The organism is Streptomyces sp. NPDC037410, assembly GCF_055602235.1.
Window position 1 is genome coordinate 156,099 of sequence record NZ_JBVJWR010000007.1, and the last position, 21,160, is coordinate 177,258.

At 71.6% G+C, this 21,160-nt stretch carries 17 protein-coding genes and 1 pseudogene; 4 read left to right on the forward strand and 14 right to left on the reverse strand.

Features of this window, described 5'->3' with window-relative positions; all coding sequences use genetic code 11:
• Window positions 1–66 precede the first annotated feature (66 nt).
• Both ACZ7HT_RS14035 and ACZ7HT_RS14040 read right to left on the reverse strand, forming a co-directional pair.
• Window positions 67–1,227 carry a helix-turn-helix domain-containing protein gene (locus ACZ7HT_RS14035; protein WP_471164429.1) on the reverse strand — a complete coding sequence of 387 codons (1,161 nt, stop codon included), beginning with the start codon at window positions 1,225–1,227 and terminating at the stop codon, window positions 67–69.
• Between the two features lie 421 nt (window positions 1,228–1,648).
• Entirely contained in the window at window positions 1,649–2,053 is a 405-nt protein-coding gene (locus tag ACZ7HT_RS14040) for a hypothetical protein (RefSeq protein WP_471164433.1), read from the reverse strand.
• A gap of 391 nt (window positions 2,054–2,444) precedes the next feature.
• Between ACZ7HT_RS14040 and ACZ7HT_RS14045 the strand changes: the two genes are divergently transcribed.
• Both ACZ7HT_RS14045 and ACZ7HT_RS14050 read left to right on the forward strand, forming a co-directional pair.
• Complete coding sequence (locus ACZ7HT_RS14045) at window positions 2,445–2,966, forward strand: universal stress protein (RefSeq protein ID WP_015033782.1); 522 nt, start codon at window positions 2,445–2,447, stop codon at window positions 2,964–2,966.
• 208 nt (window positions 2,967–3,174) lie between these two features.
• Window positions 3,175–3,735 carry a GPR1/FUN34/YaaH family transporter gene (locus tag ACZ7HT_RS14050; protein ID WP_471164436.1) on the forward strand — a complete coding sequence of 187 codons (561 nt, stop codon included), beginning with the start codon at window positions 3,175–3,177 and terminating at the stop codon, window positions 3,733–3,735.
• Between the two features lie 174 nt (window positions 3,736–3,909).
• Here the strand turns inward: ACZ7HT_RS14050 and glmS are convergent, their stop codons facing one another.
• Together glmS and ACZ7HT_RS14060 are read right to left on the reverse strand one after the other, a co-directional pair.
• A complete protein-coding gene (glmS, locus tag ACZ7HT_RS14055; RefSeq protein WP_471164439.1) occupies window positions 3,910–5,727 on the reverse strand; it encodes a glutamine--fructose-6-phosphate transaminase (isomerizing) in 1,818 nt (605 codons plus the stop codon).
• 37 nt (window positions 5,728–5,764) lie between these two features.
• A complete protein-coding gene (locus ACZ7HT_RS14060; protein ID WP_030210307.1) occupies window positions 5,765–6,040 on the reverse strand; it encodes a hypothetical protein in 276 nt (91 codons plus the stop codon).
• Window positions 6,041–6,246: 206 nt separating this feature from the next.
• On the opposite strand from ACZ7HT_RS14060, the gene ACZ7HT_RS14065 reads away from it, so the two are divergent.
• The gene (locus tag ACZ7HT_RS14065) at window positions 6,247–7,887 is read left to right on the forward strand and encodes a beta-N-acetylhexosaminidase (protein ID WP_471164445.1); all 1,641 of its coding nucleotides are present in this window, start codon (window positions 6,247–6,249) and stop codon (window positions 7,885–7,887) included.
• 18 nt (window positions 7,888–7,905) lie between these two features.
• Here the strand turns inward: ACZ7HT_RS14065 and ACZ7HT_RS14070 are convergent, their stop codons facing one another.
• Both ACZ7HT_RS14070 and ACZ7HT_RS14075 read right to left on the reverse strand, forming a co-directional pair.
• The gene (locus ACZ7HT_RS14070) at window positions 7,906–8,988 is read right to left on the reverse strand and encodes a serine hydrolase domain-containing protein (RefSeq protein ID WP_471164447.1); all 1,083 of its coding nucleotides are present in this window, start codon (window positions 8,986–8,988) and stop codon (window positions 7,906–7,908) included.
• Between the two features lie 30 nt (window positions 8,989–9,018).
• Window positions 9,019–9,686 (reverse strand): annotated as a pseudogene (locus ACZ7HT_RS14075) (DUF4097 family beta strand repeat-containing protein).
• 390 nt (window positions 9,687–10,076) lie between these two features.
• Here ACZ7HT_RS14075 and ACZ7HT_RS14080 point away from each other — a divergent pair.
• On the forward strand, window positions 10,077–10,388 hold the full coding sequence (locus tag ACZ7HT_RS14080) for an antibiotic biosynthesis monooxygenase (RefSeq protein ID WP_471164451.1): 312 nt from the start codon (window positions 10,077–10,079) through the stop codon (window positions 10,386–10,388).
• A 63-nt stretch (window positions 10,389–10,451) separates the two neighbouring features.
• On the opposite strand, the gene ACZ7HT_RS14085 is transcribed toward ACZ7HT_RS14080, so the two are convergent.
• From ACZ7HT_RS14085 to ACZ7HT_RS14120, 8 genes are all read right to left on the reverse strand, one after another.
• A complete protein-coding gene (locus tag ACZ7HT_RS14085; RefSeq protein ID WP_471164453.1) occupies window positions 10,452–12,242 on the reverse strand; it encodes an IucA/IucC family protein in 1,791 nt (596 codons plus the stop codon).
• A complete protein-coding gene (locus ACZ7HT_RS14090) occupies window positions 12,239–12,769 on the reverse strand; it encodes a GNAT family N-acetyltransferase (RefSeq protein ID WP_471164456.1) in 531 nt (176 codons plus the stop codon). Before ACZ7HT_RS14090 ends, ACZ7HT_RS14085 begins: the two co-directional genes overlap by 4 nt.
• Window positions 12,766–14,037 carry a lysine N(6)-hydroxylase/L-ornithine N(5)-oxygenase family protein gene (locus ACZ7HT_RS14095; protein ID WP_471164459.1) on the reverse strand — a complete coding sequence of 424 codons (1,272 nt, stop codon included), beginning with the start codon at window positions 14,035–14,037 and terminating at the stop codon, window positions 12,766–12,768. Before ACZ7HT_RS14095 ends, ACZ7HT_RS14090 begins: the two co-directional genes overlap by 4 nt.
• Complete coding sequence (locus ACZ7HT_RS14100) at window positions 14,018–15,463, reverse strand: pyridoxal phosphate-dependent decarboxylase family protein (RefSeq protein WP_471164462.1); 1,446 nt, start codon at window positions 15,461–15,463, stop codon at window positions 14,018–14,020. Before ACZ7HT_RS14100 ends, ACZ7HT_RS14095 begins: the two co-directional genes overlap by 20 nt.
• A gap of 124 nt (window positions 15,464–15,587) precedes the next feature.
• A complete protein-coding gene (locus ACZ7HT_RS14105; protein ID WP_471164463.1) occupies window positions 15,588–16,472 on the reverse strand; it encodes a siderophore-interacting protein in 885 nt (294 codons plus the stop codon).
• 475 nt (window positions 16,473–16,947) lie between these two features.
• Window positions 16,948–18,108 carry an acyl-CoA dehydrogenase family protein gene (locus tag ACZ7HT_RS14110; RefSeq protein WP_471164465.1) on the reverse strand — a complete coding sequence of 387 codons (1,161 nt, stop codon included), beginning with the start codon at window positions 18,106–18,108 and terminating at the stop codon, window positions 16,948–16,950.
• An 8-nt stretch (window positions 18,109–18,116) separates the two neighbouring features.
• Complete coding sequence (locus tag ACZ7HT_RS14115) at window positions 18,117–19,052, reverse strand: hydroxymethylglutaryl-CoA lyase (RefSeq protein WP_471164468.1); 936 nt, start codon at window positions 19,050–19,052, stop codon at window positions 18,117–18,119.
• Entirely contained in the window at window positions 19,049–21,151 is a 2,103-nt protein-coding gene (locus ACZ7HT_RS14120; RefSeq protein WP_471164471.1) for an acetyl/propionyl/methylcrotonyl-CoA carboxylase subunit alpha, read from the reverse strand. The genes ACZ7HT_RS14115 and ACZ7HT_RS14120 overlap by 4 nt, the downstream gene beginning before the upstream one ends.
• Window positions 21,152–21,160 lie beyond the last annotated feature (9 nt).

Sequence of the window (21,160 nt, forward strand, 5' to 3'; positions counted from 1 at the left end):
CCCGGGGAGGTGTCCCCGGGGGCCCGTCGGTCCTGCGTCGCACCGCTTGTGGCGGCCGCGGTCTCGTTACGGCGCGCTGCGCTGCCCCGGCAGGGCCGGGCGGCCGGAGGCGTACACGTCCGACTGCGGCTTGCCCGGATCCAGCGGCCTGCGGAGCCCCGCCGGGCCCTGGGCCGGCACCGCCGGTTCGAGGACCGCCGTACCGGCCTCGCCCTGCGGCCGCCGGGCGCGGTACGCCGCCCGGTAGGCGGCCGGCGAGGAGCCGAGCTGGCGCCGGAAGTGGCCGCGCAGCGCCACCGGGGAGCGGAAGCCGCACCGGCCCGCGACCTCGTCGACCGAGTAGTCGGAGGTCTCCAGGAGCCGCTGCGCCTGCAGTACCCGCTGGGTGATCAGCCACTGGAGCGGGGCCGAACCGGTCAGCGAGCGGAACCGGCGGTCGAAGGTCCGCCGTGACATGTACGCGCGGGCGGCGAGCGTCTCCACGTCGAACTGCTCGTGGAGGTGCTCCAGCGCCCAGGCGACGACCTCGGCCAGCGGGTCGGCGCCGATCTCCTCAGGTAAAGACCTGTCGAGGTAGCGCTCCTGACCGCCGCTGCGCCGCGGCGGGACGACCAGCCGGCGCGCAAGGGCGCCCGCGGCCTCGGTGCCGTGGTCGGTCCGCACGATGTGCAGACACAGATCGATTCCGGCCGCGGTGCCGGCGGAGGTCAGCACGTCCCCGTCGTCGACGAAGAGCTCCCGCGGGTCCACGTGGACCGACGGGTAGCGCTTGGCGAGCGTCGGCGCGTACATCCAGTGCGTGGTCGCCGGGCGGCCGTCGAGGAGTCCGGCGGCGGCCAGGACGAACGCCCCGGTGCACAGCCCGACGATCCTGGCCCCCTCCTCGTGTGCGCGGCGCAGCGCTTCGAGCGCCTCCGGCGGCGGCGGCGAGGTGATCGACCGCCACGCGGGCACCACGACGGTGCCGGCGCGGCTGATCGCCTCCAGGCCGTACGGCGCGGTGAGTTCGAGCCCGCCCGTGGTCCGCAGCGGGCCCTCCTCGCCGGCGCAGACGAGCAGCCGGTATCGGGGCACTCCGGCGTCCTGCCGGTCGATGCCGAACACGGAGAGCGGAATGGAGCTCTCGAAGATGGGGCCGCCGCTGAACAGCAGCACCGCGACGACTTCGCGACGTCGGCGCCCGGACAGTTTCCGTGCGACCTCCGGTGCGGTGGAGTCCTGGCTCATGACGCTAAGCCCCCCTCGGTGTTCGCGTCTCCCTGGTCGTGTCGCTCCTGCACGTTTCCCCTCGGTTTTGCACGAGACCCCAGTCTTCGGTACCCATGATCGAATCTACTGTGTCCCGTGGCGCCGGCGTGACAAGTTCTCCATCCGGTGGATTGTCGACAAGGCAACTTGGCGTGAAGCGATCGATCGCAGCGTTGCGCCTCTGACGGCCGCACGGGGGCCGGGCGGTACCGCGAACGTCCCCGTACGCGGGGGGTGTGAGCCCCCGGGACAAGGCTTCCGGGGCCTCCGGTACCGGGGTTGGTCAACCGTTTCGCCAAGGACTCGCCGATGGCTGGAAGTTGGCTGAAAACGTATGGGGTCGGGTGTACGAACCTGTCAACTCGAAGGGGGGCGGGGCCGGCTCCGGGCCCTTCGGAGGCTAGTTCCGGCGCCTCGGGCGGACCGGCTCGGTCCGCAGTCCGCGCTCCGAGCGGCGCAGCAGCAGCCGGCAGGCCGCCGTGACCGCGACCAGGCCGAGCGCGGTCCCGGCGGCCCCGCCGAGCGAGGTGCCGTAGAGGACGAGCACCACGGGGACCAGCGCGCAGCAGAAGACCGCCCAGCGGACGACGACCCCGGTCTGCTCCGCCCCGCCGCCCGTACCCGTGGAGAGGTCCACCACCGTCTCCGTCCTCGTCTCCGGCCTCGTCTCCCTCCGCGGTTCCGTCCCCGGATCCGCGGCCGGGTGCGGGCCGGGTGCCCGGCGGCGGCCGCGGGGCGCGCCGGGCCCGGGGGAGGGGGAGGGGACGGCGGAGGTCTGGCCGGTGGCGGTCGATGGTGCGGGCACGGGCGGTCTCCCTGCGACGGTGGGACGGGGGTGCGGTGGCGTCGGGGCGGCGGTGGTTCGCGGCGGCGTGGGGCTGGACCTGTGGCAACGAGGAGCGGAACGTTCCGGTCACTCTCGGCGACGTCCGTTTGGCCCCCGTACGGTCGCCTGTAGGGCACATCCGGCATTGCCAGATCCCGAACCCCTCGGGCATGCTCCCTGGAACGCCGCGCGCGAGCGGCGGGCACGCCAGGTGTGGCGCGGCGGGCTCTGGGCAGGAGAGGAGTGTCGCCGTACCCTTGGGGGTATGGGCTTGGGAAGATGATTCCCGGACACAGCTCCGCCGTCACCCGTCGTTCGTCGCCCCTTTTCCCCGTCCCTTCCCACGAGGACCTTCTTCGCCGAGACACCGATGGCCGGTCACGAATTCCCCGAACCCGCGGACCGCAAGCGCGTCGCCGATTCCACGGTCGACCCCCTCGCGGTAGAACAGCCACGTCACGCCTGCGACCCGGCCTTCCGGCACGGGGTCGTCGTCGGCTTCGACGGTTCCACGTCCAGTGAGCGCGCCCTCGCGTACGCCATCGGCATGGCCCGCCGCTCCGGATCGGGCCTGATCATCGTGCATGTGGCCAACCGGCTGCCCACCACGGTGTGGGCCGGCTGCGAGCCGCCGGTCTTCGTCGACGTGCCGGACCACCGCACCGAGGTTCTCGGCCTGGAGCTGGCCTGCGCCGAGCACCTCTCCGAGGTGCCGTGGATCCTGGTCGAGCGCGGCGGGGACATCTGCCACGAGCTGGAGGAGGTCGGCCGGGAGTACTCGGCCGACGCGATCGTGGTGGGCTCCACGCACGGGATCGTCGGCCGGATCTTCGGCTCGGTCGCCGGCCGCCTCGCGCGCCGCGCCCAGCGGCCGGTCATCGTCATCCCGTAACGCGCCCACGGACCGCTCTTTGCGTCCCGTCACGCACCCGTAGGCCCGTCCCGTCCCGTACGGCCCATCAGGTCACATCCTCAACTGCCGTTATCCGGCCATAAATTCGGCCTTCCCCAGGTGAATTGTGCGCTTGTGAAGGGTACATAAGGGTCACCGGAACACAGCAGCTCACGCAGGACAACTGCACACCTGAAGGGAGCCCGCCGTGAACAACGAAGTCGCCGCGGGAAACACCACCTCCACGCTCGGCCACCTGGCACTCGGACTGACCCTGCTGGCCTTCGGCCTGGGCGGAACCGGTGTCATCGACAACGTCGCGGCAGCGGATGCCGCGGGTCTCGCCACCTGGGTCGGCGGCGTGACGCTCTTCCTCGTCGGACTGCTCGCGCTGCGCGCGGGCGACAAGGGCGAAGGCACGGCGTACGCGGCGCTCGGTGCCTTCTGGTTCACCTGGGGCAGCGGAGCCGGCGGGCACGCCTCGGCCGACGCCATGGGCCTCTTCCTGCTCCTGTGGGCGCTCCTCGCGCTCACGCTGACCATGGCGGCCTCGGGCAGCGGACTCTTCGGACAGGGCGTGTACGGGCTGCTGTTCGTCGCGCTGCTGCTGCTCGGCATCGGCGCCCTCGCCGACAACGCCGGGCTCGGCAAGGCGGGCGGCTGGGTCGCCGCCGTCGCGGGTCTGGTCGCCTGGTACGGCGCCACGGCCGCGGTCGCCGGCTGGCCGACGGCTCTGCGCCGCGCGTCGGGCGCCGCGGCCGCGAGCTGAGCGGGAGCCACCGCGCGTACCACCGCAAGGACAGCGGTCCCCGTGCACGGGAGGTGTGTGCACGGGGACCGCTGTGGTGTCCGGCCGAGGCTCCGGGGGACAGGCCCGGAGGGGCGCGGCGTCCGGGGGACAGGCCCGGCGCCGCGCCTCGGCCGCGACGATGGGGGGTGACGCCTACTCGACGGTGACGGACTTCGCCAGGTTGCGCGGCTTGTCGATGTCACGGCCCATGGCGAGCGCCGTGTGGTAGGCGAGGAGCTGGAGCGGGATGCCCATGAGGATCGGGTCCAGCTCGTCCTCGTTCTTCGGGACGACGATGGTGTGGTCGGCCTTCGCCTGCGGCTGGTGCGCGACGGCGAGGATGCGGCCGCTGCGGGCCTTGATCTCCTCAAGCGCGGCACGGTTCTTCTCAAGGAGGTCGTCGTCGGGGACGATCGCGACGGTCGGCAGGGCCGGCTCGATGAGGGCGAGCGGGCCGTGCTTCAGCTCGGAGGCCGGGTACGCCTCGGCGTGGATGTAGGAGATCTCCTTCAGCTTGAGGGAGGCCTCCAGGGCGACCGGGTAGCCGCGCACACGGCCGATGAACATCATCGACTGGGCGCCCGCGTACTGCTCGGCGATCTCCTTGATCTGGTCCTCGGTCTTGAGGATCTCCTCGATCTGCGAGGGCAGCTTGCGCAGGCCCTCGATGATCCGCTTGCCGTCGGTGACGGACAGGTCGCGGATGCGGCCCAGGTGCAGGGCGAGCAGCGCGAAGGCGGTGACCGTGTTGGTGAAGCACTTGGTGGAGACGACGCAGACCTCGGGGCCGGCGTGGACGTACACGCCGCCGTCGGCCTCGCGGGCGATGGCGGAGCCGACGACGTTGACGACGCCGAGGACGCGGGCGCCCTTCCGCTTGAGCTCCTGGACGGCGGCGAGCACGTCGTAGGTCTCACCGGACTGGGAGACGGCGATGTAGAGGGTGTCGGGGTCCACGACCGGGTTGCGGTAGCGGAACTCGGAGGCCGGCTCGGCGTCGGCGGGGATGCGGGCCATGGACTCGATGAGCCCGGCGCCGATGAGGCCGGCGTGGTACGAGGTGCCGCAGCCGAGGATCTTGATGCGGCGGATGGTGCGGGCCTCGCGCGGGTCCAGGTTCAGGCCGCCCAGGTGCACGGTGGAGAAGCGGTCGTCGATGCGGCCGCGCAGCACGCGGTCGACCGCGTCGGGCTGCTCGGAGATCTCCTTGTGCATGAACGTGTCGTGGCCGCCCATGTCGTAGGAGGCGGCCTCCCACTCGACCGTCTCGGGGGTGGCCGTGGTGGAGGCGCCCGAGGTGGTGTAGGTGCGGAAGTCGTCGGCCTTGAGGGTGGCCATCTCGCCGTCGTCGAGGGTGACGACCTGGCGGGTGTGGGCGATCAGGGCGGCGACGTCGGAGGCGACGAGCATCTCCTTCTCGCCGATGCCGAGGATGACCGGGGAGCCGTTGCGGGCCACCACGATGCGGTCGTTGAAGTCGGCGTGCATCACGGCGATGCCGTAGGTGCCCTCGATGACCTTGAGCGCGTCGCGGACCTTCTCCTCGAGGGTCTCGGCCTCGGAGCGCGCGATGAGGTGGGTGATGACCTCGGTGTCCGTCTCGGAGGCGAAGACGACGCCGTCGGCCTCCAGCTTGGCGCGGAGCTCCTGGGCGTTGTCGACGATGCCGTTGTGGACGACCGCGACCTTGTTCTCGGGGTCCAGGTGCGGGTGCGAGTTGATGTCGCTCGGCGCGCCGTGGGTGGCCCAGCGGGTGTGGGCGATGCCGGTCGTGCCGGTGAAGCGCTTGGGGACCTTGGCCTCCAGGTCGCGGACGCGGCCCTTGGCCTTCACCATCTTCAGGCCGGTGGCCTTCGGGCTGGTGACGACCATGCCGGCCGAGTCGTAGCCGCGGTACTCCAGGCGGGCCAGGCCCTCAAGGAGCAGCGGGGCGACGTCGCGCTTACCGATGTAACCGACAATTCCGCACATAAAGGTGAAACCCCTCCAGGTAAGTGACAGGTGCTGCTCAGCCGTAGACGATGCGGCGCAGCTGCCGGAGCGAGAGCTCCGGTGGCGCCACCGCCCGGTGCGGCAGCTCCGCCGCGATCCGTTCGAAGATCTCGGCGTTCACCGCGCCGCCGGACTGCAGCTCGCGGTGGCGGCGGCGGACGAACTCCTCGGTCGTCTCGTCGAAGTACGCCAGCACGTCGAGCACCACCCGGGCGGCCTCACCGCGCTGGAGCGCGGTGCTGCGGACCAGGTGGTCGATGAGGTCGTCGTGCGACGGGCGGCGTTCGAGCACCCGTGAATACTGAGGGGTCACCCCCGTCCTCCGCAAGAATCCTGCCCGATTTCGGGCAAGCGCACCATGATCCGCTCGCTCATCCGGCTCGTTGGTCCAGACCTTGACCCCGGGTGAGGGGAGCGGTACGCATGGCGACCGAGGGGATATACAGAACGAAGGACGTGTCGATCACCCGAATCGATCACCTGAAGGGGAGCCAGCCTGTGAGCCAGCGTCGAACGATTCCGCGCCTGATCGGATCCCTGCTCCTGTTCGCCACCGCCGGAGTCGGCTGCGGAGAGGCCGCCGCCGACGCCTCCGGAACCGACGGCAAAGCGCCCGGCAGGGCCGCCGCCGAACCCGAGGTCCGCCCGCTCGGCCGCATCGTGCCCGTACCCGCCTCCGTCGCCCCCGGGGGCGAGCCCTACACCCTCACCCCCGGCACCCGCATCGGCATCGACGAGACCTCCCGCGAGTCCCGGGACCTCGGCCGCTACCTCGCCGGCCTCCTCCGCCCCGCCACCGGCTTCCCGCTGCCCGTCGTCGACGACCGCGCCGCCGGCCACGGCATCCGGCTCCGCCTCGACCCGGAGGCGGACGAGCTCGGCGACGAGGGCTACCGACTCGTCTCCGCCCCCGACGGCCTCACCCTCACCGCCCGCGAACCCGCCGGCCTCTTCCGCGGCGTCCAGACCCTCCGCCAGCAGCTCCCCTCCGCCGTCGAGCGCAAGAGCGTCCAGCCGGGCCCCTGGAAGGTCGCCGGCGGCACCGTCACCGACACCCCGCGCTACGCCTACCGGGGCGCCATGCTCGACGTCGCCCGCCACTTCTTCACCGTCGACGAGGTGAAGCGGTACATCGACCAGCTCGCCCTCTACAAGGTCAACACCCTCCACCTCCACCTCTCCGACGACCAGGGCTGGCGCATCGCCGTCGACACCTGGCCCCGGCTCACCACCCACGGCGGCTCCACCGAGGTCGGCGGCGGCCCCGGCGGCTTCTACACCAAGGCCCAGTACCGGGAGATCGTCGAGTACGCCGCCTCCCGCTACCAGGAGGTCGTCCCCGAGATCGACATGCCGGGCCACACCAACGCGGCCCTGGCCTCCTACGCCGACCTGACCTGCGACGGCGTCGCCCCGCCCCTCTACACCGGCACCAAGGTCGGCTTCAGCTCCCTGTGCGTGCCCAAGCCCGTCACGTACGACTTCGTGGACGACGTGATCCGCGAGATCGCCGCGCTCACCCCGGGCCGCTACCTCCACATCGGCGGCGACGAGGCCCACTCCACGAGCCACGCCGACTACGTGGCCTTCATGGACAAGGTGCAGCCGATCGTCGCGAAGTACGGCAAGACCGTCGTCGGCTGGCACCAGCTGACCGGCGCGAACCCCGCGAAGGGCGCCCTCGTCCAGTACTGGGGCCTCGACCGCACACCGGCGGAGGAGAAGGAACGCGTCGCGGCGGCCGCCCGCAACGGCACCGGCCTGATCCTCTCGCCCGCCGACCGCACGTACCTCGACATGAAGTACACGAAGGAGACCCCGCTCGGCCTGGCCTGGGCGGGCTACGTGGAGGTCAAGCGCTCGTACGACTGGAACCCGGCCACCTACCTCCCCGGCGCCCCGGAGACCGCCGTCCGCGGCGTCGAGGCCCCGCTCTGGACCGAGACCCTCGCCTCGACCGGCGACCTCGACGTCATGGCCTTCCCCCGCCTCCCCGGCATCGCCGAACTCGGCTGGTCCCCGGCGGCGAGCCACGACTGGGACACCTACAAGGTCCGCCTCGCCGAACAGGCCCCCCGCCTGGACGCCCTCGGCATCACCTACCACCGCTCACCGCAGGTGCCCTGGCCGGCGGAGTAGCCTCCCGCGCACGGCGGGTCAGCCCGCGGCCGGCCCGCCGTCGAACACGTTCCCGATGAGCGCGGCCAGCGCCTTCGGGAACTCCAGCGTCGGGTCGGTCGCGGAGTCTCCGGTGGTCAGCCCGGCGGTCAGCGTGATGCCGCCGTCGGGCGTGCCCATCATCAGCGCGCCGTAGCCGCCCGGGGCGCCGCCGTGGTGATGGACGATCGTTCCGCCGCCCGGGCCCAGGTCCTGCACGAACACCCCCAGGCCGTAGCCGAGCATCCCGTGCGGCGTGAGCATCTCGGCCAGCAGAGGGCCCGGCAGGAGGCGACCGCCGAGGAGCGCCGAGAAGAACGTCTGCAGGTCCCGGGTGGTCGAGATCATGTCACCGGCGCCGAGCAGCAGCGAGAGGTTCTGCCGGCTGACGTCGACGACCTTCCACTCGTCGGCGTCCTGGTAGCGGTAGTACCCGTGGGCGTACGGCTCGGGCAGCTCCGTCCGGGAGCCCGGCACCAGGGTGTCCCCCAGCCCGAGCGGTCCGAGGACCCGCCGCTCCATCTCCTCGGCGTACGAGCGGCCGGTGACCGCCTCGACCAGGAGCGCGGCCAGCGTGTAGTTGGTGTTGGAGTAGCTCTGGTCCGTCCCCGGCTCGAACCGCGCCGGCTTGTCGAGCGCGAACCGCACGAGCTCCTCCGGCGTGTACCCGCGGAACCGGTTCTCCGCCCACGCCTTGCCCGTCGCATCGATCCCCGGCACGAACGACCCGTCGGGGTCGAGTTCGCCGGTGTAGTTGTACAGCCCGCTGGTGTGCTGGAGCAGCATCCGCACGGTGATCCGCTCGTCGAGCCCGAACAGGGGCAGGCGATCGGCCACGTGATCGGCGAGCTCGATCGCACCCTCGGCCACCAGGTGCAGCACCAGGGCGGCGGTGAAGGTCTTGGTGGAGCTGCCGATCCAGAACCGCCCGTCCGTCGGCGGCGCGGCGTCCGCGCCGAGCTCGGCCACGCCGGCGCTGCCCGCCCACGCGCCCTTCTCGTCGGTCACGCGCATCTGCACCCCGGCGAAACCGGCGTCGACGAACTCCTGGATGGCCTTCTGCAGTTCGGGCCGCCGGCTCATGGTCATTCCTTCTCTCGTGGCGTGGCGTGGTCAGAGGCTGCGGGCGGTGATGTCGCCGAGGGAGGTGGTGGCACGGATGTTCAGGGCGGCGGCGCCCCCGGTGTTCCTGAGGGAGTTGTGGATCCGGCCGAGGGCGGTGCCGGCGTCGAGGGCGGCGGAGACGCCTGGGCGGCACCGACGGTGATGTCGCCGGCCTGGGTGGTGAGGGTGACGGTGCCGGTCACGGCCTCGGCGACACGGAGGTCGCCCTTCTTGGTGCTGATCTCGGCGGGGCCGCCCAGGCGGCCGACCGTGATGTCACCGGCCTGGACGGTGAGGCGGGCGGCGGCGGTCTCGTCGAGCTTGACCGTGCCCTGCGCGGCGTCGAGCGTGACGTCGCCCAGGCGCCCGACGCCCCGGAAGTCGGCCAGAGCGGCCTGCGCCTCGACCCGCGAGCCGGCGGGCAGCTGCACGGTCACCTCGACGGCGCCGGAGTTCCCGAGGATCCGGTTCTTCGCGGTGGGGGTGGCGATCCGCAGGACGCCGTCGCGGAAGTCGACCGTGATCCGCTCGGCCGCCTTCACGTCCCGGCTCTTCGCGGCGTCCGCGGGCCGGACTTCGACGGTGGCGTCGGCGCGGTCGGCGGCGATGACCTGCACGCGGCCGGCGGGGATGTCGAGGGAGGCGGTGATGGGGGCGGTGGTGGCGAACTTCTGCATGATGCTCTCCTTGAGCGCGTCTCGTTTCTGATAGGGGAAACGCTACGTTGCGTTCTCATATCTGGCAACGAACTCGTCGCGCCAAATCGGCATCCATGCAGGTCAGATCGCGATAATCGTTGCAACGGATCTGAACGCAATGCAACGAGAGTCGCCCCGATCGTTGCACTGGGTTGAGCGTGAACGCTACGTCGGGCCCTCAGGGGCCGCGCGGTGAAGGACGACTTCCGGGAGAACCCCGGTCGCGGGCAGCGGCGAGGTCTCGCCCGGGTGAGCGAGGTACGCCCGGACCCCCCTGCCCAGCGTCACCACAACCCCCTCGTCACCGGGTCGGCGCGCAGGCGGCTCAGGGGCCCGGCGCGTAGCGTGGAGGAGAAGGAGATGAGGGCGATGACCGGACAGGTGATGAGCGAGGTCAGCGCCGTCGTCGCCCCCGAGCGTGAAGCCGAGTTCGTGGCGGCCTACCGCGAGCTCGTGGCCCGGCCGCTGCCGGACGGGCTGGTGCGGACCGAGCTGCTGAGCGGGCAGGACGGACACTGGCGCATCCAGACGCTGTGGCGGGACCGCGCGTCCCTGGACGCCGTGCGCGCGGCCCCCGGCGGCCCGGCGGCACCCCGGCTCTTCCGCGAGGTCGGCGCCGACCCCGCCCTTGCGGTGTTCGACGTCAGGGCCCGCCGGGTCGCGCCGGCCCCGCCGGGCTGAGAACGGACAGATGCGAGCCCCGGCGGAGGACCGTACTCCGCCGGGGCTCGCACGTCTTCGGGATCAGGCGAACCGTGCGATCGGGTTCACCAGGTCGCCCACCAGCTGGAGCGCCGCCGACGGGTCCGCCAGGTCCACCATCTGCTCGTTGTTGCGGAGCTGGAGGCGGTTGAGGGCCGAGAGGGCGAAGGTCTCCGCGAACAGGTCGTACCGGGCGAACTTGTCCGACAGTTCCGGACGGGACGCCTGGTAGCCCTTCACGCACTCCGCGACCGTGCGCCAGAAGTCGTCCTCGGGCACCACGCCCTCCGCCGCCAGCGTCGCGCCCAGGAAGCGGAGGAAGCAGTCGAAGACGTCCGTGAAGACCGAGAGGACCTTCATGTCCTCCGGGACCTCCGCGCGGATGCGTTCCACCGCCGGCGGAAGCACCGCCGTCGGGTCCATCACGCAGATCTCCTCCGCGATGTCCTTGAAGATCGCCCGGTCCACCGTGCCCCGCTCGTCGAGGACGAGGATCACGTTCTCGCCGTGCGGCATGTACACCAGGTCGTACGCGTAGAAGCTGTGCAGGACCGGGAGGAGGTACGCGTCCAGGTACCGGCGCAGCCACGCCGCCGGCTCCTCGCCCGACTCCTTGATCAGCGCGCCCGCGAACGACGCGCCCGTGTGGTCCAGGTGCAGCAGGGACGCCATCGTCGCCAGGCGCTCGCCCTCCGCCAGACGCGGCACCGGGGACTCGCGCCACAGGGCCGCCAGCATCTTCCGGTACGGCGAGTAGCGGTCCGTCGCGGCCTCGTACTCCAGGTGCCGGTAGCCGATCGCCGCCCGCTCGCGGATGATCGAGAAGCGGGCCGCCCCGAAGACCTCGTCGGAGTCGATCAGCTGCGCCAGCCAGTCGTTGATCGCCGGCGTGGCCTCCATGTACGCCGCCGAAAGACCCCGCATGAAGCCCATGTTGAGGACGGACAGGGCCGTCTTCACGTAGTGCTTGGCCGGATCCGTCGTGTTGAAGAAGGTACGGATCGACTGCTGCGCCAGGTACGTGTCGTCGCCCGCGCCCAGGTACACCAGGCGCTCCTGCGCCACCTCGGCGGCGAAGGTGACGGACAGCTTGTTCCACCACTGCCAGGGGTGGGCCGGGATGAGGAGGTAGTCCGACAGGTCCAGTCCCCGGGCGGCGAGGGTCGCCGCGAAGGCGTCCACCGTCGCCCCGCCCAGTTCCGCGCGGATGAACGTCTCGTACGCGAGGTCCGCCCCGGCCGTGAACGTGGTGCGGTCGCGGTGGGCCGCGAGCCATATCAGGTGGATCCCGCTCGCCGCCTCCGGCGCGTACGCCCGGTACTCGTCGACGCCGAAGCCGAGGCGTCCGTTGTTGGCGACGAAGCAGGGGTGGCCCTCGGTCATCCCGGTCTCGATCGCCTGGAAGCCGGCGCGGGCCAGCTCGGCGGAGGTCACGGGCGGCTTGGTCGCCTTGTAGGCCGTACCGGCCAGGGTGGAGGAGATCTCCTCCAGGTAGACCGGGAGGATCTCGTCGCTCAGGCCGAGGGAGGAGCGCAGCTCGATGATGAACTGCAAGGCGTCCAGGGGGAGTTGCTCGTCGCCGCGGTGGCGGCTGATCGAGTCCGGGTAGACCTGCCAGTGGTCGAGCGCGAAGCGGTCGGCGGTGAAGCGGTACTCGGTGGTGCCGTCGTCGCTGAGGACCTGGTAGCGGCTCTCGCCCAGCTCCTTGGGGTTGAGCAGCCGCTCGTGGGCGAACTCGGCGAGGCCCTTGCGGATCAGGGCCCGGTTGGCGGCGGCCCAGCGCTCGGGGGTGAGGTGTGCGACGGGGTTCTCTTCCTGGCTCCGGAGGTTCATATGGACGCTCCCACGGCGGTCTCGAACTGGGCGCGGGTGCAGAAGCTCAGCAGGGCCTTCTTCTCGGGCTTCTGGATCTCCCGCTCGGGGACGAAGCCGACGGCCTCGTTGAGCGCGTGCACCGCCGTGTTGCGGACGTCCGGTTCGACGACCACGCGGGCGGTCGCCGGATCGGCGAACAGTTCCGCCAACACGGCCGTGATGACCGTACGCGTGAAGCCGTGCACCGGGGTGTCGGTCGGCGCGACCAGGAAGTGCATGCCCACGTCGCCGGGCCGCGGCTCGTACAGCCCGACCAGCTCCACCTGCGCGGGGTCGTACCGCTCCATCAGGAAGGCCGGCTCGCCGTCGACGAGGCCGATGAAGGCGTCGTGGTGCGGGTGCGCGGCGATCGCCATGTACTCGCGCTCGACGTCCTGGAGCTTCGCGTCCTGCATCATCCAGAAGGCGGCCTTGGGGTGGGTGACCCAGGGGTGGATCAGCTCGGCGTCCGCGAGGGGGTCGAGCGGGCGGATCTGGATGCTCATACGGCGAACTCCTGGAACGCGATGGTCTTCTCTACCGGGTAGTACTCCGAACCCAGCATCTCCCCGATGATGTACGCGTTGCGGTACGGGCCCATGCCCAGGTCCGGCGAGGTGATCGAGTGCGTGTGCACGCCGGCGTTCTGGAGGAAGATCCCGCGGCCCGTGGTGTCGATCGCGTAGTTGCGGGCCACGTCGAAGCGGCCCCGGCCGTCGAAGCGGAGGCGGTCCTCGACCGGCTTCAGGAAGGCGGGGACGGTGTACTTGTAGCCGGTCGCGAGGATCAGGCCCTCGGTCTCGACCGTGAAGTCCTTCTCCTGCTCCTCCTGGCGGAAGCCGAGCGTGTACGTGCCCGTAGCGGAGTCGTACGCGGCCGAGTTCAGCGACGCGTTGGTGAGGAGGCGCGTGGGGACCGGGCCGTCGAGGTTCTTCTGGTAGAGCAGGTCGAAGATCGCGTCGATGAGCTCGCCGTCGATGCCCTTGAAGAGGCCCTTCTGTTCCGTCTCCAGGCGGTAGCGGGTCCGCTCGGGCAGTGCGTGGAAGTAGTCCACGTACTCCGGGGAGGTCATCTCCAGGGTGAGCTTGGTGTATTCGAGGGGGAAGAAGCGGGGGGAGCGGGTCACCCAGTTCAGGCGGTAGCCGTGGACGTCGATCTCGCTCAGGAGGTCGTAGTAGATCTCGGCGGCGCTCTGGCCGCTGCCGACCAGGGTGATCGACTTCTTCTTCTGGAGCTCCTCCTTGTGGGGGAGGTAGCGCGAGTTGTGGAGGAGGTCGCCGCCGAGGCCCTCGCAGGTCTCCGGGATGTGCGGCGGGGTGCCGGTGCCGAGGACGATCCGCTGTGAACGGAACGTTTCTCCGGAGGTCGTGGTCACCACGTACAGCTCGTCCGCCTCGTCGTACGCGACCGAGGCGACCGTCGTCGAGAAGCGGATCGACGTCAGTTTCGCGGCCGCCCAGCGGCAGTAGTCGTTGTACTCGGTCCGCAGTGGGTAGAAGTTCTCGCGGATGTAGAACGAGTACAGCCGGCCCTTCTCCTTCAGGTAGTTGAGGAAGGAGTACGGCGAGGTCGGGTCCGCGAGGGTGACCAGGTCCGACATGAACGGGGTCTGGAGGTGGGCGCCTTCGAGGAACATCCCCGAGTGCCACTCGAAGTCCGGCTTCGACTCCAGGAAGACGCCGTTCAGCTCGGCGATCGGCTCGGTCAGGCAGGCGAGTCCGAGGTTGAACGGACCGAGTCCGATGCCGATGAAGTCAAGAGGCTGCGTGGACAAGGGTCTCTCCCAGGTACTGCTCGGCGTGGCCGGCGATGAGGTCGAGGACTGCGGCGATGTCGGCCGGCGTCGTCTCGGGGTTGAGCAGGGTGAACTTGAGGTACTGGCGGCCGTCGACCTTAGTGCCGGCGACGACGGCCTCGCCGGAGGCGAAGAGCGCCTTGCGGGCGTGCAGGTTGGCCCGGTCGATCTCGGCGGGGGAGGTGACGGCCTCCGGGATGTAGCGGTAGACCAGGGTGGAGAGCCGCGGCTCGACCACGACGTCGTAGCGCGGGTCGGCGGCGAGCAGCTCGAAGCCCTCCCGCGCCAGCGCGCAGACCTCGTCGAAGAGCTCTCCGACGCCGTCGGCGCCCATCACGCGCAGGGTCATCCACAGCTTGAGCGCGTCGAAGCGGCGGGTGGTCTGGAGGGATTTGTCGACCTGGTTGGGGATCTGCTCGGCGAGGGTCCTGCGCGGGTTGAGGTAGTCGGCGTGGTACGTCGCGTGGCGCAGGGTGGCGCCGTCGCGGACCAGGACGGCGGAGGAACTCACGGGCTGGAAGAAGGACTTGTGGTAGTCGACGGTGACCGAATCGGCCCGCTCGATGCCGTCCAGGAGGTGGCGGCGGGTCGGGGAGGCGAGCAGTCCGCAGCCGTAGGCGGCGTCGACGTGCATCCAGGCGCCGTACTCGGCGGCCAGGGCGGCGATCTCGGGCAGCGGGTCGATGGAGCCGAAGTCGGTGGTGCCGGCGGTGGCGACGATCGCCATCGGGATCAGGCCCTCGGCGCGGCAGGTCTCCAGTTCGGCGGCGAGGACGACGGACTGCATCCGCTTGTTCCGGTCGACCGGGACGGAGACGACGGCGTCGCGGCCGAGGCCGAGCAGCCGGGCCGACTTCTGGACGCTGAAGTGGCTGCACTCGGAGGAGAAGATCCGCAGCTTCGTCAGGTCGGGGGTGCCGGCCTCCTCGCGTGCGAGGAGCAGCGCCTGGAGGTTGGACTGCGTGCCGCCGCTGGTGAAGACGCCGTCGGCGAGCGGGCCGAGGCCGATCCGGCCGGTGGTCCAGTCGATCAGTTTCCGCTCGATGAGGGTGCCGCCGGCGCTCTGGTCCCAGGTGTCGAGCGAGGAGTTGACGGCCGAGAGGACGGCCTCGCCGAGGACGGCGGGGATGACCACGGGGCAGTTGAGGTGCCCGAGGTAGCGCGGGTGGTGGAAGTAGACGGCGTCGCGGAGGTAGACGCTCTCCAGCTCGTCGAGGGCGGCGGAGGGGTCGCCGAGCGGCCGGTCGAGGTCGACGGCGTCGACGACGGGGGCCAGCTCGGCGGGCGTGACACCGGTGAACGGGCCCCGCGTCGTGGCGAGTTTCCTCGCCACCCGCTCCACTCCTTCGGTGACGGAGCGCCGGTAGCTCTCCGCCGTCGTGTCGTTGAGCAGATGGGAACGCATGTGGGGGCCCTTTCGGGGAGCGGACTCGATCGGCTTAAGTAAGGTTAGCCTAACCTAATTTAGACCACGGAAAAGCCCCCCGGCTCCGAGGAGTCGAGGGGCGGTCGGCGAATGGCCGAAAACCTCAGGCGGCCGCTTCCGTCTCCTCCGTGTCCTCCGGCACCTCGCGCAGCGCGTCCTCGGACAGCCCCTTGCGCCAGTAGCCGACGAACGTGACCCGGCGGCGGTCGAGTCCCCGCTCCCGTACGAGGTGGCGGCGCAGCGCCTTCACCGAGCCCGACTCGCCCGCGATCCACACGTACGGGTTCTCGCCGGGCAGTTCGGCGCCCGCGACGGCCTCGACGCCGGACGGCGCCCCCTCCTCCCGTACGAGCCAGGTGACCGTGGCGTCCGCCTCGGTCGCGAGCTCCGTCCGGTCGCCGGAGTACGGCACTTCGAGGAAGACCCGGGTGCGGGTCTCGGCGGGCAGCCACTCCAGGATCGCGGAGGCGGCGGGCAGGGCGGTCTCGTCGGCCCAGATCAGTACGGAGTCGGCGTCCTCGGGCAGCTGGAAACGGACGCCCGTGTTGGCGGCGACCGCCGGGCCCAGGACGACGACCCGGTCGCCGGGTTCGGCGCGGCCGGCCCACTGGCAGGCGGGGCCGACGCCCGCCGCGCCGGCGGCTGATGTCTCAGCGTGGAGGGCGAAGTCGATGTCGACCTCGTTCGCGGGCTCGGTGCGCTGCTCGCGGACGGTGTACGAGCGCATCACGGCCCGCTCGTCGTCGGGCATCGCGCGCCAGGCGCCCAGGATCGCGTACATGTCGGGGTTGTCGAGCGGCGGCAGGACGGGCGCCTCCTGGCCGGGGTGCGGCAGGAAGAGGGAGAGCGACTGGTCGCGGCCCCCGGCGGCGAAGCCCTTCAAGTCGTCGCCGGTGAAGGTGATCCGGACCAGGGACGGGCCGAGGCGCCTCGTCCGGTCGACCCGGAGGGAGAAGAACTGGAAGGGGGCGGTCTCGGCTTGAGTCATAGAAAGGAAGGTTAGCCTAACCTCATATTGATCACTAGTGGATCATCCGGCCAGGTGCGGCGGGGGTTCGGGAGAGGTGGGGGCTCCTCGTGATGACGACGGCGTGACGCCTCACCGGCTGGGGCCAGATCTTCGCCCGGGTCACCATCCAGGCCCGCAACCACTGCGTCCAGCAGGGCATCCCCTCGCCGTCGGCCCGCTCGACCCGCGGCTCGCGGACCTCGCGGCCCGGATCCGGGAGGGGAACGCCACGCCGGGCCGGGGCGCGGGAGTGGCTGTGACCGGCCAGTGGTACGGCATGAGGAAGGGGGGGGGGGGGGGGGGGGGGGGGGGGGGGGGGGGGGGGGGTTGGGGGGGGGGGGGGGGGGGGGGGGGGGGGGGGGGGGGGGGGGGGGGTGGGGGAGGGGGGGGGGGGGGGGGGGGGGGGGGCGGCCCCCCCCCCCCCCCCCCCCCCCCCCCTTCCTCATGTCCTGCGTCAGGCCGGGAGGCCCAGCTCGCGGGCGATCAGCATCCGCTGGACCTCGCTGGTGCCCTCGCCGATCTCCAGGATCTTCGAGTCGCGCCACATGCGGGCCACCGGGTACTCGTTCATGAAGCCGTAGCCGCCGTGGATCTGGGTCGCCTCGCGGGCGTTGTCCACGGCCACCGTGGAGGAGTACAGCTTCGCGATCGCCGCCTCCTTCTTGAACGACTCGCCGAGCACGAGCCGCGAGGCCGCGTCCCGCCAGCCGATCCGGGCCATGTGCGCCTTCATCTCCATGTCGGCGATCTTGAACTGGACGGCCTGGTAGGTGCTGATCGGCGAGCCGAAGGCGTGACGTTCCTTCGCGTACTTCACCGACTCGTCCACACAGCCCTGCGCGAGGCCCGTCGCGAGCGCGGCGATCGCGACCCGGCCCTCGTCCAGGATCCGCAGGAACTGCGCGTACCCCCGGCCCTCCTCGCCGAGCAGGTTCTCCACCGGGACGCGGACGTCGTCGAAGGAGAGCTCACGGGTGTCCGAGGCGTTCCAGCCGACCTTCGAGTACGGGGCGGCGACCGTGAAGCCCGGGGTGCCGGACGGGACGATGATCGAGGAGATCAGCGGACGGCCGTCGGCCTTGCGGCCGGTGACCGCCGTGACCGTCACCAGACCCGTGATGTCCGTACCGGAGTTGGTGATGAAGCACTTCGAGCCGTTGATGACCCAGTGGTCGCCGTCGCGGACCGCGGTGGTGCGGGTGCCGCCCGCGTCACTGCCCGCCCCCGGCTCGGTCAGGCCGAACGCGCCGAGCATCTCGCCGGCGCACAGCTTCGGCAGCCACGCGCGCTTCTGCTCCTCCGTACCGAAGCGGTAGACCGGCATGGCGCCGAGCGAGACGCCGGCCTCCAGGGTGATGGCCACGGAGGAGTCGACGCGGGCCAGCTCCTCCAGGGCGATCCCGAGGGCCAGGTAGTCGCCGCCCATGCCGCCGTACTCCTCGGGGAACGGCAGCCCGAACAGGCCCATGCGGCCCATCTCGCGGACGATCTCGTACGGGAACTCGTGCCGCTCGTAGTAGTCGCCGATCTTCGGCGCCACGACGTCGTGGGCGAACTCCTCGACGGTACGGCGGAGTTCCTCGTGCTCTTCGGTGAGCCGGTGGTCGAGGGACATGTCTTTCGTCACTCCTTGTGGGAGAGGGCGCGGACGGTACGGGAGGGGCTGGGGCGGCCCAGCTGTTCGGCCATCCACACGCTCGTGGCGGTGAGGGCGGCCAGATCGACCCCGGTCTCGATGCCGAGGCCGTCGAGCATCCACACGAGGTCCTCGGTGGCGAGATTGCCGGTCGCGCTCTTCGCGTACGGGCAGCCGCCGAGGCCGCCCGCGGAGGCGTCGACGGTGGTCACCCCGTGGCGCAGGGCGGCCAGGGTGTTGGACAGGGCCTGCCCGTACGTGTCGTGGAAGTGCACGGCGATACGGGAGGTGGGGACCCCGGCCTCGTTCAGGCCGGTGAGCAGGGCCTGGACGTGCCCGGGGGTCGCGACGCCGATCGTGTCCCCGAGGCTCAGCTCATCGCAGCCCATGTCGGCGAGGGCCTTGGTGACCCGGACGACCTGCTCGACGGGGACGGCGCCCTCCCAGGGGTCGCCGAAGCACATCGACAGATAGCCGCGGACCTTCAACCCGGCCTCTATGGCCCGGGTGACGGTCGGCTCGAACATCGCGAGCGCCTCGTCGACGGTCCGGTTCAGGTTGGCCTTCGCGAAGGACTCGGTCGCCGAGGCGAACACGGCGACCTCGCGGGCGCCGAGCGCGAGGGCCCGGTCGAGCCCGCGCTCGTTCGGCACGAGCACCGGGAGCCGGACGGGGAGGTCCCGCACCCGCGGGAACAGCTCCTCCGCGTCGGCGAGCTGCGGCACCCACTTCGGGTGCACGAAGCTCGTCGCCTCGATGGTCGTCAGACCGGCGGCGGCGAGCCGCCGCACGAACTCGGCCTTCACGTCGGTCGGGACGGCCGTCTTCTCGTTCTGCAGCCCGTCCCGGGCCCCGACCTCGTGGATCCGCACGCGAGCGGGCAGGGCCGGGTCGCGGACGGTCATCGGCAGTGCGCTGCTCATGCCGCTTCCTCCTCCTCGCGGGGCGTGACCACGGCCAGGATCTGGTCCATGGCGACGGTGGTGCCGGGCGTGACGTCCAGCTCGGTGACGGTGCCGGCGTGCGGGGCGGAGATGACGTGCTCCATCTTCATCGCCTCGACCACCAGCAGGCTCTGCCCGGCCTCCACCTCGTCCCCGACGGCCACCTTCACGACGGTGACGGTCCCGGGCATGGGCGCGGCGAGCGTGTCGGCCCCGCCGTGCCGGGCACCGCTCAGCGCGGCCTCCACGGGGTCGTGATCCATGACGTGCCAGGAGTCACCGTCGCGGCCCAGCCAGATCCCCTCCGGGGAGGTGGCGAGGGTGAAGCGGTGGGTGACGCCGTCGAGGTCGAGGACGATCTCCCCCACCCCGCCCCTTCCCGAAACCCTGCCGGGGGCTGGGGGAGCGACGGCCTCGGCGCCCGGGCGCGTGAGGAGCGCGGCGCCGATCAGCGGCTCCGCCGCGGGCTCGCCGGGCGCGGACGCCAGGGCTTCGCCCGGCATGTCGCCGAGCAGGAGCTCCGCGTCCGCGGCCGTGCCGCGGACGCGGGTGGTGATCGGTTCGTGGCCCGCTACGCGGAAGTGGCGGGTCGTCCAGGCCGCGGTGCCGCCCAGGCGCCAGCCGTTGACGACCCCGAAGGGGTCCACCCAGCCCTCGGCAGAGTTTCGGGAAGGGGCGGGGTGGGGGAATTGACGCAGCAACGCAGCCGCCACGTACACCTCCGCCGGCACCGACCCGTCGACCAACGACTCCGCGTCCCGCTCCACCAACCCCGTGTCCATGGCCCCCGACACCACGTCCGGGTGGGCGAGCAGGCGCCGCAGGAAGCCCGCGTTCGTCGGGATGCCCAGGGTGACCAGGTCGGCGAGGGCCGCGCGCAGCTTGCGCAGGGCCGTCGGGCGGTCGGCCGCGTGGACGATGACCTTCGACAGCATCGGGTCGTAGAGGGACGAGACCTCCGTGCCCTCCGAGAGGCCCGAGTCCGTGCGGACGCCGTTGCCCTGCGGCTCGTTCAGGGCGAGGACCGTCCCGCCCGAGGGCAGGAAGCCCCGCGCGGGGTCCTCCGCGCAGATGCGGGCCTCGATCGCCCAGCCGTCCAGGCGGATGTCGTCCTGCGCGAACGCCAGCGCCTCGCCCGCCGCGACCCGCAGCTGCCACTCCACCAGGTCCAGGCCCGTGATGAGCTCCGTGACCGGGTGCTCGACCTGGAGACGGGTGTTCATCTCCATGAAGTAGTACGCGGACGGGTCGGCGCCCGGGACGATGAACTCGACCGTTCCCGCGCCGACATAGCCGCAGGACCGCGCGGCCTCCACGGCCGCCGCGCCCATCGCCGCACGGGTCGCCTCGTCGAGGAGGACGCTCGGCGCCTCCTCGATGATCTTCTGGTGGCGCCGCTGGAGCGAGCACTCGCGCTCGCCGAGGTGCACCACGTTCCCGTGGGCGTCGGCCAGGACCTGGATCTCGATGTGCCGGGGCCGGTCGATCCACCGCTCCACGAGCAGCGTGTCGTCGCCGAAGGACGCCCGCGCCTCCCGGCGGGCCGCCGCGATCTCCTCGTCGAGGACCGCCAGGTCCCGCACGAGGCGCATGCCCTTGCCGCCGCCGCCCGCGCTGGGCTTCAGCAGGACGGGCGCGCCCAGTTCGCGGGCCGCGGCGGCGATCTCCGGGTCGGCCGCGCCGGGCACGACCGGGACGCCGGCCGCCTGCACGGTCTCCTTCGCCCGGATCTTGTCGCCCATGAGGGCGATCGCCTCGGCGGAGGGCCCGATGAAGACGAGCCCCGCCTCGGCGCACGCACGCGCGAAGCCCGCGTTCTCGGCGAGGAAGCCGTACCCGGGGTGGACGGCCTGGGCGCCGGTGCGGCGGGCCGCGTCGAGCAGCGCCGGGACGGACAGGTACGACTCGGCGGCCGGCGGCGGACCGATCCGTACCGCCGTGTCCGCCTCCCGTACGTGCCGGGCGTCGGCGTCCGCGTCGCTGTAGACGGCCACCGAGCGCACGCCCATCTCCCGCAGGGTGCGGATGACGCGGACGGCGATCTCGCCCCGGTTGGCCACGAGGACGGTGTCGAACATGCTCTGCAT